The organism is Micromonospora sp. NPDC006431 (genome assembly GCF_042870725.1).
Lineage (GTDB): Bacteria > Actinomycetota > Actinomycetes > Mycobacteriales > Micromonosporaceae > Micromonospora.
In genome coordinates this window covers 362,754-375,631 of record NZ_JBIAHQ010000003.1, presented here as the reverse complement: position 1 = coordinate 375,631, position 12,878 = coordinate 362,754, and the positions used below count along the sequence as shown (strand labels likewise).

The 12,878-nt window shown below is 72.5% G+C and carries 14 protein-coding genes; 7 read left to right on the top strand and 7 right to left on the bottom strand.

Features of this window, described 5'->3' with window-relative positions; genetic code table 11:
* Nucleotides 1-42 precede the first annotated feature (42 nt).
* The 3 genes from ACFYM6_RS08175 to mca all read right to left on the bottom strand — a co-directional run bounded on the left by ACFYM6_RS08175 (nucleotide 43) and on the right by mca (nucleotide 3,975).
* Nucleotides 43-2,538, bottom strand: coding sequence for a putative bifunctional diguanylate cyclase/phosphodiesterase (locus ACFYM6_RS08175; protein ID WP_387273755.1), 2,496 nt, complete (start codon nucleotides 2,536-2,538; stop codon nucleotides 43-45).
* A 213-nt stretch (nucleotides 2,539-2,751) separates the two neighbouring features.
* Nucleotides 2,752-3,045 (bottom strand): hypothetical protein, encoded by a 294-nt coding sequence (locus ACFYM6_RS08170; RefSeq protein WP_073832857.1) that lies wholly within the window; start codon nucleotides 3,043-3,045, stop codon nucleotides 2,752-2,754.
* Between the two features lie 48 nt (nucleotides 3,046-3,093).
* Complete coding sequence (mca, locus tag ACFYM6_RS08165; protein WP_357445311.1) at nucleotides 3,094-3,975, bottom strand: mycothiol conjugate amidase Mca; 882 nt, start codon at nucleotides 3,973-3,975, stop codon at nucleotides 3,094-3,096.
* Nucleotides 3,976-4,184: 209 nt separating this feature from the next.
* Here mca and ACFYM6_RS08160 point away from each other — a divergent pair, with 209 nt between their 5' ends.
* Nucleotides 4,185-4,619: a DUF4307 domain-containing protein gene (locus tag ACFYM6_RS08160; protein WP_387273411.1), complete on the top strand. Its 435-nt coding sequence runs from the start codon at nucleotides 4,185-4,187 to the stop codon at nucleotides 4,617-4,619.
* A gap of 142 nt (nucleotides 4,620-4,761) precedes the next feature.
* A complete protein-coding gene (greA, locus tag ACFYM6_RS08155) occupies nucleotides 4,762-5,262 on the top strand; it encodes a transcription elongation factor GreA (protein WP_073832860.1) in 501 nt (166 codons plus the stop codon).
* 215 nt (nucleotides 5,263-5,477) lie between these two features.
* On the opposite strand, the gene ilvA is transcribed toward greA, so the two are convergent.
* The 4 genes from ilvA to ACFYM6_RS08135 are packed head-to-tail and all read right to left on the bottom strand — an operon-like array spanning nucleotide 5,478 to nucleotide 10,272.
* Entirely contained in the window at nucleotides 5,478-6,698 is a 1,221-nt protein-coding gene (gene ilvA, locus ACFYM6_RS08150) for a threonine ammonia-lyase (protein WP_387273409.1), read from the bottom strand.
* Nucleotides 6,695-7,657 (bottom strand): DUF4328 domain-containing protein, encoded by a 963-nt coding sequence (locus ACFYM6_RS08145; RefSeq protein WP_387273407.1) that lies wholly within the window; start codon nucleotides 7,655-7,657, stop codon nucleotides 6,695-6,697. The genes ilvA and ACFYM6_RS08145 overlap by 4 nt, the downstream gene beginning before the upstream one ends.
* A gap of 43 nt (nucleotides 7,658-7,700) precedes the next feature.
* Nucleotides 7,701-9,113 (bottom strand): amidase, encoded by a 1,413-nt coding sequence (locus ACFYM6_RS08140; RefSeq protein WP_387273405.1) that lies wholly within the window; start codon nucleotides 9,111-9,113, stop codon nucleotides 7,701-7,703.
* 16 nt (nucleotides 9,114-9,129) lie between these two features.
* Nucleotides 9,130-10,272 (bottom strand): cystathionine gamma-synthase, encoded by a 1,143-nt coding sequence (locus ACFYM6_RS08135; RefSeq protein ID WP_387273404.1) that lies wholly within the window; start codon nucleotides 10,270-10,272, stop codon nucleotides 9,130-9,132.
* Nucleotides 10,273-10,368: 96 nt separating this feature from the next.
* Between ACFYM6_RS08135 and ACFYM6_RS08130 the strand changes: the two genes are divergently transcribed.
* The 5 genes from ACFYM6_RS08130 (at nucleotide 10,369) to msrA (ending at nucleotide 12,618) form a co-directional block, all read left to right on the top strand.
* A complete protein-coding gene (locus tag ACFYM6_RS08130; protein ID WP_387273402.1) occupies nucleotides 10,369-10,695 on the top strand; it encodes a hypothetical protein in 327 nt (108 codons plus the stop codon).
* A gap of 2 nt (nucleotides 10,696-10,697) precedes the next feature.
* Nucleotides 10,698-11,135, top strand: coding sequence for a nucleotidyl transferase AbiEii/AbiGii toxin family protein (locus ACFYM6_RS08125; protein WP_387273401.1), 438 nt, complete (start codon nucleotides 10,698-10,700; stop codon nucleotides 11,133-11,135).
* 15 nt (nucleotides 11,136-11,150) lie between these two features.
* Complete coding sequence (locus ACFYM6_RS08120) at nucleotides 11,151-11,390, top strand: hypothetical protein (protein WP_387273399.1); 240 nt, start codon at nucleotides 11,151-11,153, stop codon at nucleotides 11,388-11,390.
* A gap of 75 nt (nucleotides 11,391-11,465) precedes the next feature.
* A complete protein-coding gene (locus ACFYM6_RS08115; protein WP_387273397.1) occupies nucleotides 11,466-11,879 on the top strand; it encodes an HIT family protein in 414 nt (137 codons plus the stop codon).
* A 76-nt stretch (nucleotides 11,880-11,955) separates the two neighbouring features.
* Nucleotides 11,956-12,618: a peptide-methionine (S)-S-oxide reductase MsrA gene (msrA, locus tag ACFYM6_RS08110; protein ID WP_387273395.1), complete on the top strand. Its 663-nt coding sequence runs from the start codon at nucleotides 11,956-11,958 to the stop codon at nucleotides 12,616-12,618.
* Nucleotides 12,619-12,878 lie beyond the last annotated feature (260 nt).

Here is a 12,878-nt window from a genome sequence, read left to right as displayed (position 1 = left end):
ACCGCGCGCCCGAGGTGCCGCCGATCGACAGCCGGCGAGCCGTCAGGAGGCGCCGTCGGCGCGCAGCGGGAGGACGTTGCCGCGGGCGGTGTCGAGCAGCGAGCCGAGCACCGCCCCGATCTTCTCGGCCGGCATCGGCTTGAAGAAGTGGTAGCCCTGGGCGGCGGTGCAGCCCAGCTCGGCCAGGGCGGTCCGCTGCTCGGCCGTCTCCACCCCCTCGGCAACCACCCGCAGGCCCAGCTCGTGGGCGAGCCCGACGGTGGTCCGGACGATCGCCGCCGCCTCCGGCGAGTCGGCCATCCGGGTCACGAAGGAGCGGTCGACCTTCAGCTCGTCAACGGCGATCCGGGTGAGGAAGGTCAACGAGGAGAACCCGGTGCCGAAGTCGTCGACGGCGAGCTGCACCCCCATCGACCGCAGGGTGGCGAGCACCTCGTCGATGACCTCCAGCTCGCTCATCACCACCGTCTCGGTGATCTCCAGGACCAGCCGGTGCGGCGGTACCTGGTGCCGGCGCAACGCCTCGCCGATCTCCGTCGGCAGCCGCGGGTCGAGCAGGCTGCGCGCCGACAGGTTGACCGAGATCGGCACGTCCAGCCCGGCACGGGCCCACTCGGCGGCCACCCCCAGCGCCTTGTCCAGCACATACCGGGTGAAGGTGCCGAGCTGCTCGCTGTTCTCCACCGGGCGGATGAAGTCGGCCGGCCCGAGCCAGCCCCGCCGCGGGTGCCGCCAGCGGATCAACGCCTCCACCCCGGTCGGGGCACCGGTCGCCAGGTCGACCGCCGGCTGCAACGCCAGCACCAACTGGTCGTCGGCCTCCAGGGCCTCCCGCAGCTCGGCGAGGAGCGCCAGGTGGTCGGTGCTCGCCGCGTCCCGGGAGCTGTCGTACGCGGCGACGCTGCCGCCGCCCTCCTTCGCCTGGTACATGGCGATGTCGGCCCGGCGCAGCAGCTCGGTCAGGTCCGCGGTGCCCGCGTCGGCGACCACCACTCCGACTGCCACCTCGACGGACATGCGTACGCCCGCCACCTCGGTCGGTGCGGCGATCCGCTCAGCGATCTCCCGGGCCTGACGCAGCGCGTACGCCAGCGGAGCGGTCCGGTCGTCAACCACCGGCACCTCGGTCAGCAGCAGGGCGAACTCGTCGCCGCCGAGCCGGCCGAGCAGGTCACCGGGGCGGGCCAGGGCGGCCAGCCGGTTCGCGGTCAGCCGCAGCAGCTGGTCCCCGGCCGCGTGCCCGAGCGTGTCGTTGACCTCCTTGAACTGGTTGACGTCGAGCAGCAGCAGCGCCACCGGGTGGTCGTGGGCGAGCTGCCGCAGCGCCTGGTCACCCTTGGTGAGCATGGCGGCCCGGTTGAGCAGCCCGGTGAGCTGGTCGTGCACCGCCTCGTACGACGAACGGGCGGTGACCAGCCGCAGCTCGCGGTGGGTCGCCGCGTCGTGCAGGGCGGCGGCCAGGGCGTCGCCGAACGCGGCGACGGCGTCCCGCTCCCGCGCGCTGGGCGGGGCCGACCGGGGAAAGTGGACCCGCAACTGACCCACCGCCGCACTGCCCACGGTCAGCGGCCGGATCAGCTCGTGGTCGCTGGACTCGGTACGCGCCGAGGGCTGCACCTCGCGGTCGCGTACCTGGCCGCCGGTGTCCGCCCGGTAGCGCCGCCACCGGCCGTCGCCCCGCGCGACGTCCACCTCGACCAGCTCGGCACCGAAGAGGGTGAGCGCCCCGGTCACGGCGGCGGTCGCCACACCCCGCTCGTCGAGCTGGTTGAGCGCGGCGGTGGCCTCGGCGAACGCCCGCCAGGTGCGCCGTTCCTGGTCGGCCCGCAGCCGGTGGCGGTAGGTCTGCTGGAGCAGCCAGAGCGGCGGGGGCAGGAGCAGCAGCCAGCGGGCGTCGATCTCCAGCAGCGCGACCACCACCAGGCCGACGGCCACGTTGCCGACGAACATGAGCAGCTTGCCCCGGAGCGCCGCGAGCAACGGCGGCCCGATCGGCACCCCGTGCCGCAGCGCGAGGGTGGCCCCGCCGAACCAGGCGGTGGTGAGCAGGTAGGTGACCGAGCCGGCGATCAGCGCGAGGGCGAGCTCGGGGGTAGGGGGCGCGAGCAGCGGCTGGCCGAGTGCGCTGGCCACCGCCGCGGCGAGCGCGGTGGCGGCGGTCAGCGAACCGGCGATCCGGACCAGCTCCAGCGCTGGCCTACGGTCGGCGAGCAGGGACATCGCGGTCCAGGCGGACCCGGCGCCGAGCAGGGCCGCGGCCGGCAGCCACCCGGCCGGTACGAGGTAGAGACAGACGATGAGGGCCGCCTCGCCCCAGGTGATGCTGACCATTCCGGCGGCAGTGCGGAACCGCAGGCGGGCGAGCTGCGCCACGGCGAACGCGGCCACCGCGATGCCGAACCGGGCGGGCGCCGGCAGCGGGTTGCCCGGCGGGAGGGACGCGGGCACCGTGAGGCCGAGCACGGCGGCCAGCAGGGCGGTGACCGCCACGGCACCGGTCAGCAGGAGCACCCCGGGTGGGGCGCCGCGCAGGCCCAGCCGATCCGGAGGGTGACCGTCGCTGCCGGAGATCACGGGCCCACCCCGTCCGCCGGCGGTCCGAGGGCACGGCTGGCGGCCACTGCTGCCACGGACATCGGCCCCCCTTCCGCGCACGGCTGGGGCCTTTCGGTCCCCCCGGCGGAAGGCTAAGCCAAAGCCGGTGGTCGCAACAGGGGGCGAGCACCGGCTTCGACGTGATTCACGTGCTTGCTACCCGTTCCGGCGCTGCTCGGAGCCGTTGGGAGCGTTCGTGGGTGAATCCTGAGCGGCAATCCCGTCTGTCGGATCGGCGACTGTCGAGTCGACCCGGTCCCGCTCGGCCGGACCGGCCTGCTGCGGGAAGCGGTCGGGCAGCCGGCGCAGCCGGGCGTTCATGTTGCGGATCAGCAGGATGGTGACGATGGCCAGCAGCACGATGAGGAAGAGGCCCATCGGACCGGCCAGGCCACCGGTGCGGGTGTCACCGAAGTTGTTCTCCGCGAGCACCTGGGCGGTGGTCAGCATGGTGTTCCTCCGATGTGCGGTTGCCGACCAGCGTAGCCCGCTGGGAGATCAGTGGGCATCGCACGTCTCGCGGACCCCGGCGAACAGGTCGGACTCGGGCAGCGGGCTGTCCACCAGCGAGCGGGCGAGTTGGAAGTCCTCGGTGGGCCAGGCGCGCCGCTGGAGCTCCATCGGCACGTGGAACCAGAAGCCGTCCGGGTCGATCTGGGTGGCGTGGGCGCGCAGGGCGTCGTCGCGGACCGGGAAGTATTCGGCGCACTCCACCCGGGTGGTGATCCGCGGTCCCTTGTCGGGACGGTCCTCCCAGCGCTTGAGCCACTCCTCGTAGGGCGACTCGAGCCCGGCGGCGAGCATCGCCTCGTGCAGGGCCATGATCTTGCCCTTGGAGAAGCCGATGTCGTAGTAGAGCTTCAGCGGCTGCCACGGCTCACCCAGCTCCGGGTGGCGCTCCGGGTCACCGGCCGCCTCGAACGCGGCGACGGTCACCTTGTGGGTCATGATGTGGTCGGGGTGCGGGTAGCCGCCTTCCTCGTCGTACGTGGTGACGACGTGCGGACGGAACTGGCGCATCAGCCGCACCAGCGGCGCGGCGGCCACGTCGACGTCCTGGAGGCCGAAGCAGCCCTCGGGCAGCGGCGGCAGCGGATCGCCCTCGGGCAGCCCGGAGTCGACGAAGCCCAGCCAGGCCTGCTCGACGCCGAGGATCGCCCGGGCCGCATCCATCTCGGCGCGGCGGATCTCGCCGATGTTGGCCCAGACGTCCGGCCGGTCCATCTTGGGGTTGAGCACGCTGCCCCGCTCGCCGCCGGTGCAGGTCACGACCAGGACATCCACCCCCTCGGCAACGTATTTCGCCATGGTCGCGGCGCCCTTGCTCGACTCGTCGTCGGGATGGGCGTGCACCGCCATGAGACGCAGTTGCTCTGCCACCTTCGGCGCTCCTCGTCTGTGCCGGCCGGCCGGGCCCGCCCGGGCCGACCAGCTGACCTGCCGGAATCTCCCCCCGGGCCCGCGGAAACCCCGTGCCGGCCGGTCGGCGCCGCCGCCGACCTGCCATCCTTGGTAATGCCCGGGCTGGGAAGATGGACTCTGCCATTCTTGCCGATGCCCACGACAACAACGCCAGGAGATACCCGCCGGTGAGCGAGACGCACGCCACAATCGCACCGGGTGCGCCGGTCTTCCCGCCCGGCCGGTACGGCCGTCGCCGGGAGCCGGGACGCCGCCGTCCGCTCCTGCTGGCGCTGTCGGCGGCCGTCCTGCTGGCGGTGCTGGGGCTGGTCGCCACCAAGCTCTACACCCAGTACGGCGACCCCGAGTACCGGGCCCAGGTGATCACCTACACCGGGATCACCGACTCGCGGGTGGTGGTCGACTTCCGGGTCACCGTGCCCCCGGGCGGCTCGGCGACCTGCGTGCTGCGGGCCCGCACGCACGACGGTGCCGAGGTGGGCCGCGCCGAGGCCACCGTGACCGCCGGCCCCGGTGAGCGGCACGTCACCGCCCGGCACGAGGTGGCCACCACCGCCCGCCCGTTCATCGGCGAGGTCGTGCGCTGCCGGCCGCCCGGCTGAGCCGACCGTCCCACCTGCTCGAACACCTCACGACGGGTCCCGTCACCAGCACCCGTGGTGATCGGCGACACCCCTGCTGGGCCGGCACTGGTAACTTGATAGTTCACCTGTCAGCCAGTCCGCACAACCGAGGAGACCGCCTGTGTCCACCAATGGCAACGAGGCGCCCGCCACGTGGCTGTCCCAGGACGCGTACGACCGCCTCCAGGCCGAGCTCGACGAACTGATCGCCAACCGGCCGGTCATCGCCGCCGAGATCAACGCCCGGCGGGAGGAGGGCGACCTGCGGGAGAACGGTGGCTACCACGCCGCCCGCGAAGAGCAGGGCAAGGCCGAGGGCCGCATCCTCTACCTGAAGGAGCTGCTCCGCACCGCCAAGGTCGGCGAGGCGCCGACCGCCGACGCGGTATCGCCCGGCATGGTCGTCACCATCTACTTCGACGACGACGCCGACGACACGGAGACCTTCCTGCTCGGCTCCCGGGAGATCGCCTCCACCACCGACCTGACCGTCTACAGCCCCGAGTCCGCGCTCGGCAAGGCGATCCTGGGCGGCAAGGCGGGCCAGACCTGCACCTACACGGCGCCCAGCGGCGCCGACATCAAAGTGACGGTCGTCAAGTTCGAGCCGTTCTCCGGCTAACAGCCAACCGGACCCGCGCCGGATGGCTCGGGTCCGACCCGACCGAGGCTGACAGGCTCCTCGGACCCGAGCCACACCAAACCGCCCCGGCCTGCCGGCCGGGGCGGTTTCGCATTCGCGCGCCCCGGACCGGATCATCGGCCGGGGCGGTTTCGCATTCGCGGGCCCCGGACCCGATCGTCGGGCCGGTCGCGCATTCTCGGGCCCCGACGGGATCACGACTCGCCGGCGAACACCACCTGGTAACCGCTGGCCCGCAGGGCGCTGATCAGCGTGTCGGAGTGCTCCACGCCGCGGGTCTCCACCGACAGCGCCACCTCCACCTCGCCGAGGCGCAGGTGCGGGTTGGCCCGCTGGTGTTCCACGTCGACCACGTTGGCCCGGTGCTCGGCGATCTCGTGCAGCAGCGAGGCGAGCTGACCCGGGCGGTCCGTGCAGCGCACGGTGAACCGCAGGTAGCGGCCGGCCGCGGCCAGGCCGTGCTCGATCACCCGGAGCATGAGCAGCGGGTCGATGTTGCCGCCGGAGAGCACCGCCACCACCGGCGCCTCCACCTGGACGGCCCCGGCCAGCAGCGCGGCCACACCGACCGCGCCGGCCGGCTCCACGACCTGCTTGCCGCGTTCCAGCAGCATCAGCAGGGCCCGGGAGATGTCCTCCTCGGAGACGGTGACGATGTCGTCGACCAGCTTGCGGACGTGGGTGAAGGTCAGCTCGCCGGGACGGCCGACCGCGATGCCGTCGGCGATCGTGGAGAACGACGACAGGCGGACCGGCTCGCCGGCCTTGAGCGAGGGTGGGAAGGCCGCGGCGGTGGCCGCCTGGACCCCGATCACCCGTACGTCGGGGCGCAGCGCCTTGGCCGCCACCGCCATCCCGGAGATCAGACCGCCGCCGCCCACCCCGGTCACGATGGTCTTCACGTCCGGGCACTGTTCGAGGACCTCCAGCGCCACCGTGCCCTGACCGGCGATGACGTCCGGGTGGTCGAACGGGTGGATGAACACCGCTCCGGTCCGCTCGGCGAAGGTCTGCGCCGCCACCAGCGACTCGTCCACCGTGTTGCCGACCAGCTCGACCGTGGCGCCGTACCCCTTGGTGGCGGCCACCTTCGGCAGCGGCGCGTTCACCGGCATGAAGACGGTGGCGTGGGTGCCGACCAGGCCGGCGGCGAGCGCCACCCCCTGCGCGTGGTTGCCGGCGCTCGCCGCGACCACGCCACCGGCCCGCTCCTCGGCCGAGAGCCGGGAGATCCGCACGTACGCCCCGCGCACCTTGTACGACCCGGCGCGTTGCACGTTCTCGCACTTCAGCCACGCCGGCCCGCCCAACGCCGCGCTGAGCGGCCGGGAGGGCTCCAGTGGGGTGGTGCGGGTGACGCCGGCGAGCAGCTCCCGCGCGGCCCGTACGTCGGCGAGACCGACCAGTTCCGTCATGCCCCGATCGTGCCACCCGCCCCCGGCGGCACCTGCGGCGACGCCACCGTCGAATCGGTCACCCCTGGAGGCGGACCGGTGACCGGCTGCGCCGGGTAGGCATAACCCTGCGGCGGCGGCCCGGTGACGGGCTGCGCCGGGTAGGGGTAGCCCTGCGGCGCGCCGGGCGTCGGCCAGCCGGGGTGGGCGGGCCAGGCCGGCCGGCCGAGGGCGATCCGCTGTTCCTGGGCGGTCGAGATCCGCCGGATCAGCACGATCAGCGACACCGCGGCGACCAGGCAGGCGACCAGCGGGACCAGGTGCCACCCGAGCACACCCTGGTAGTAGTCGACATACCGCTGGAACTCGGGGTCCGAGGCGGGGTCCTCGGGCAGGCGGGCGTACGCCTGATCGTCGCGCCGGCTGACGAAGCGCTCCCCCAGGCTGAAGGCCAGCCACGCCACCCACCAGACGAAGACCAGGCCCGGGGTGAACCGCTTCCAGAGGCTGTCCCGGGCTAGGTTGGCGACCACCCGGGCGGGCACCACGAAGTTGGCGAACGGCACCAGCCAGCCGGCGATCGCCCAGCCGGCGCCGAGGTGGGGCAGCGCGCCCGGGAAGGCGTCCAGGTTCTTCCGGGCCCGCCAGGTCCAGACGATCACCAGCACGGCGGCGGCCACGTACGCCAGCAGGAACGGCAGCGACAGCACCACCTCGACCAGCACCGCGCCGAGCAGCACGTCCGGGTCCTGGCTCTCCCTCGCGCGCCCGGCCAGCACGGCACCGACCAGCGGAAAGAGCGCCACCACCAGATAGAGCAGCGCGGTCGCACCGACCGCGATCGAGGCCGCCAGGCCGATGCCCCGCACCGAGTACGTCGGCACGCCCTGGGTGAGGGCGGGCTGGCCGTGTGGGGTGTAGCAGTTCTGACACTCGTTGTCGCTGGGAGACGTCTCGTCCCCGCAGGTGTGGCAGCGCATGGATGACCGTCCAGGGGTGCGTGGGTGCGCACACGCTAGACGATCAAGCGTGGGCCGGCGACCCCGTGCCGATCCGGGGGTAGTCGGGGGCGTGCCGCTGCCACGGCGCCTGCATCTCGAACTGCCCGGCCACGCCGAGCAGCAGCAGCTCCGAGCCGGGCGGGCCGACGAACTGCACGGCGACCGGCAGGCCGTCCGGGCGGCGGCCGACCGGCACCACGATCGCCGGCAGCCCGGCCATGTTCCACGGGCCGGCGTACGGGGCGTACCGGATGTTGGCCTTCATGTTGGCCAGCCAGGACCGGCCGGACCAGCCGTCGGCCGCCGGCGGGGGGCCGGCCAGCGCCGGGGTGAGCAGCAGGTCGATCGAGTGGTCGGCGAAGAAGTTCACCGAACGTTCGCGCCAGGCCGCCCGGTCCGCCTCGCGGACGTACCCCCGGCGCTGCGCCCACTCGCCCAACGCGATGTGCCGGCGGCTGCGCCGCTGGAGCCCGCCCCGCTGGAGCCCGGCGGCCTGTGCGTCGGCGGCGGCCGCGGCGAACCAGGTGGCGAGACCCTTGAGGCCGAGCGCGGTCGGGTAGACCGGCTCGGCAGGGACGGCGTCGTGCCCGGCGGCGGCGAGCAGCCGGCCGGCGGCGGCCACCGCGTCCCGGTTGGGCGCGTCCGGCGAGACGCCACGGACCGGCGAGCGCAGCGACACGCCCACCCGCAGCCGCTGCGGCGGCACCAGCTTGTCGGGGCGGCGGCCGGCCAGCACGGAGAAGGCGACCGCCGCGTCGGCGACCGTGGTGGCCAGCATGCCGTGCTCGGCGAGGCCGAACCAGTCGTCCGCGCCGAGCTGGTAAGGGATCACGCCCCGGCCGGGCTTGAGCCCGACGAGGCCGCAGCACGCGGCCGGGATGCGGATCGAGCCGAGGCCGTCGTTGCCGTGCGCCATCGGCACCAGGCCGGCGGCGACCGCGGCGGCGGCGCCGCCGGACGAACCACCGGGGGTGCGCCGCAGGTCCCACGGGTTGCGGGTCACCGCCGTCTCGTCGTCGGTGAGCGCCCAGAGGCCGAGTTCCGGCATCCGGGTCACCCCGAGGATCACCGCGCCGGCACCGCGCAGCCGCCGGACCACCTCGTGGTCGGCCTCCGCCACCACGGTACGCGCGGCGGCCGAGCCGTTCCAGGTCGGCAGACCGGCGACCGGGGTGTTCTCCTTGACCGCGACCGGCACCCCGGCCAGCGGGAGGTTGGCCAGGTCCTCCTGCTCGTCGACCTTCTCCGCCTCGGTGATCGCCTCCCCGCCGCGTACCGTGCGGAACGCGGCGAGGTGGGCGTCGGCGCGGGCGATGTGATCCAGGTGATCGGCCACGACCTGGGTGGCGGAGACGTCACCCCGGCGTACGCCCCGGGCGATCTGCTTGGCGGTCGCCCCCACCCAGGTCGTCGGCATGATGTCCGGCACGGCCATCCTCCCCAGCCAGCGGTCAGCCCAGTGCCTGCTCCAGATCGGCGAGCAGGTCGTCGACCGTCTCGATGCCGACAGACAGTCGCACGAGATCGCCGGGAACTTCAAGCGGCGAGCCGGCAGCGCTTGCGTGTGTCATCCGTCCCGGGTGTTCGATCAGGGACTCGACGCCGCCGAGCGACTCGGCGAGCACGAAGAGCTTGGCCCGGTTGCAGATCGCCACGGCGTGCTCCTCGCCGCCCGCGGCGCGGAAGGAGATCATGCCGCCGAACCGGCGCATCTGCTTGGCGGCCACCTCGTGGCCGGGGTGCGCGGGCAGACCCGGGTAGAGGACCTCGCCGACCTTGGCGTGACCGTCCAGGTAGGCCGCGATCCGCTCGGCGTTGTCGCAGTGCCGGTCCATCCGTACCCCGAGGGTCTTGATGCCGCGCAGGGTGAGCCAGGCGTCGAACGGCCCGTTGACCGCGCCCATCGCGTTCTGGTGGTAGCGCAGCTCGTCGCCGAGCCCGGTGTCGGCGACGACCAGCGCGCCACCGACCACGTCGGAGTGTCCCCCGATGTACTTGGTGGTGGAGTGGACCACCACGTCGGCGCCGTGCGCGATCGGCTGCTGGAGGTACGGCGACGCGAAGGTGTTGTCGACCACCAGCAGCGCCTCCGCGTCGTGCGCGACGGCGGCCAGGGTGGCGATGTCGGCGATGCCGAGCAGCGGGTTGGTCGGCGTCTCCACCCAGACGATCTTCGTAGCGCCGGGGCGGATGGCGGCCCGCACGGCGTCCGGGTCGGAGACCTTCGCCGCGGTGTAGCTAAGCCCCCAACGCTCGGCGACGCGGGCGAAGAGCCGGTACGTGCCGCCGTACGCGTCGTCCGGGATCACCACGTGGTCGCCCGGCTTGCAGACGGTGCGCAGCAGGGTGTCCTCGGCGGCCAGGCCGCTGGCGAACGCGAGCCCGACCGGCCCGCCCTCCAGCGCCGCCAGGCACTCCTGGAGCGCGTCCCGGGTGGGGTTACCGGATCGGCTGTATTCGTAGCCCTGCCGGGGCGCGCCGACGGCGTCCTGGGCGTAGGTGCTGGTCTGGTAGATCGGTGGGATCACCGCGCCGGTGCGGGCCTCCGGGTCCTGGCCGGCATGGATGGCGAGCGTCTCGAAGCCGTGACTCATTCCCGAGACGTTAGTCCGCCGCCCGGTCCCAGTGCGTGGAACCCCGCCGCGGGTCGCACCGGTCGTGGTGTCGGTGGAACAGGCCATACTGACTCGGTGACGTCGAATGCACCGCTGCCGTCCCGGCTGACCGGGGCAGCCGACCGAATCCCGGACTCCCTGTCGGCGCTGACCGGTCCCGATCATGGCCGGGTCAGTCTGCCGGTACGGCTTGCCTGGTCGGGCCTGAGCGAGTTCGACGTGACCGATTCGCGCCAGCGGCTGACCCTGTATCGGACGCTGATGGACTGCGGCCAACGAGAGGACATCATGCGGTACGTCAACGGACCCCTGCTGCGCCGTGACTGGCCGCGGATCCGGCGACTCACCGCTCGTCGGCTGATCGCCCTGTGGGAGAAGCGACTGCCCGAATTAGCCACCTGATCGTGGACGAGACGCATCGACGGTTGCTGCGTGTCGGCTTCGCCGCCGGCGACGATCTCGGTCTCGTGCTCGCGGGTGGTTACGCACTGTCAGCGCACGAGTTGCTCAGCCGGTCGTCCAGAGACATCGACTTCGCCACTGCCACCGCGCTACCGCTACCGATCGTGGCAGCTCGACTCGCAGACGCGTACGTTGCCGCGGGGTTCAGTTGCCGAATCATCGAGGCAGGCAACCGGATGGCCCGGCTGCTGGTGTCCGGCGAGACGACGGCGTGCGAGGTGGACCTGTTGAAGGAGGCGATCGGGCCGCCGGCAGCCCTGAGCATCGGACCGGTACTCGCCTTGGACGACGCGATCGGCTTGAAAGTCAGAGCTTTGCACGACCGAGCAGCTCACCGTGACTACGTCGACATCCACGCCGCCAACGAGCGACTGAGCTAGACCGAGCTGGAGGCAATGGGCGCGCGGCACACCGTCGGGTTCTCCCTGGAGGAACTGGCCGACCGACTCGGCGCTGTTGACGAATTGGATGACCACACCTTCGCGTCCTACGGACTCACCGACGGCCACATCCGCGAGTTGCGGGCCTGGGCAGCACGGTGGGAGGACAACATCAGGGCCCGTCTGGCCAGCGGGGAGGCCGGGCCGACAGGTGTCGCAGACAGCGAGTGGGACATCTACCTCGACTCGCCCTGATGCCTGACGGAGAGAGCTGGGACTGACGCGGCGTCCCGGTGGGCGGCGGCGCTATCTAGCACTTAGCCTGGCCCGGTGAGCGGGTGCGTGTTCTGCGGGATCGTGGCGGGCGAGGTGCCGGCGTTCACCGTGGCCGACGAGCCGGACGGGGTGGCCTTCCTGGACACCCGGCCCGTCTTCAAGGGCCACGTGCTGGTGGTGCCGCGCACCCATCTGGTCACCCTCGACACGTTGCCGGCCGAGGCGATCCCGGGCTACTTCCGGCTGGTGCAGCGGCTCATCGTGGCGGTGGAGACCGGTCTGGGGTCCGGTGGGACGTTCGTGGCGGTCAACAACAAGGTGTCCCAGTCCGTCCCGCACCTGCACACCCATGTGGTGCCCCGGACGAAGGGCGACGGACTGCGCGGCTTCTTCTGGCCGCGGACCCGCTACATCGACGACGCGGAGGCCCGGGGGTACGCCGATCGGATCGCCGCCGCGCTGGCCTGACCTCGCCCCGGGCGGGTAAGGAAGCGGGGACAGGCGGTGTTGCACAGGCTGGGAAAGCCAAGAGAGGAGTGCCACCGTGTTCCTTCGCCGCATGAAGGCCGAGATGATCTCTCCCGACCAGGCCCTGCCGGGCCGCGCGATCGCGATGCCGATCGCCGACCGGCACGAGGTGCTGCCGTCCTCGCTGAAGGGGCCCTTCCCTGAGGGCGCGCAGGTCGCTGTGTTCGGGATGGGTTGTTTCTGGGGTGCCGAGCGGCTGTTCTGGACTCTGCCGGGCGTGATCACCACGTCGGCCGGTTACGCGGGCGGCTACACGCCGAACCCGACGTACGAGGAGGTCTGCTCGGGGATGACCGGGCACGCGGAGGTGGTCCAGGTGGTCTACGACCCCAGCCGGATCAGCTACGAGGACCTGCTCAAGGTCTTCTGGGAGAACCACGACCCGACCCAGGGCATGCGCCAGGGCAACGACGTCGGTACGCAGTACCGCTCGGCGATCTACGCCACCACCGACGACCAGCTCGCCACCGCGCAGGCGTCCCGGGACGCGTTCGCGCCGATCGTGGCGCGGGCCGGCAAGGGCGAGATCACCACGGAGATCGCCCGGCTCGGCGACTACTACTTCGCCGAGGACTACCACCAGCAGTACCTGGCGCCGACCAAGAACCCGAACGGGTACTGCAACCACGGCCCGAACGGGCTGAGCTGCCCGGTGGGCGTGGCCCGCACGGCCAGCTGACCCGTCCCGTCGTGCCACCGGCTGTCACGCGCGTGGCGGCCGGTCCGGCGGCCATGGTGGTCCGGCGGCCATGGTGGCATCGATTGCCGTCCACGCCGCCAACCGTTTCCGCTACTGGGACATTCGTCACAGAAGCCAGCCCGGCGAATCCTGCCATACCGGCAGCACCGACGCAGAAGCCAACTGCCCGCGTCACGTTCAGCAACCGCCATCGGGAGCAGTAGGCGCGGGCGCGAATGATAGCAATGCGTCGCCCGGTC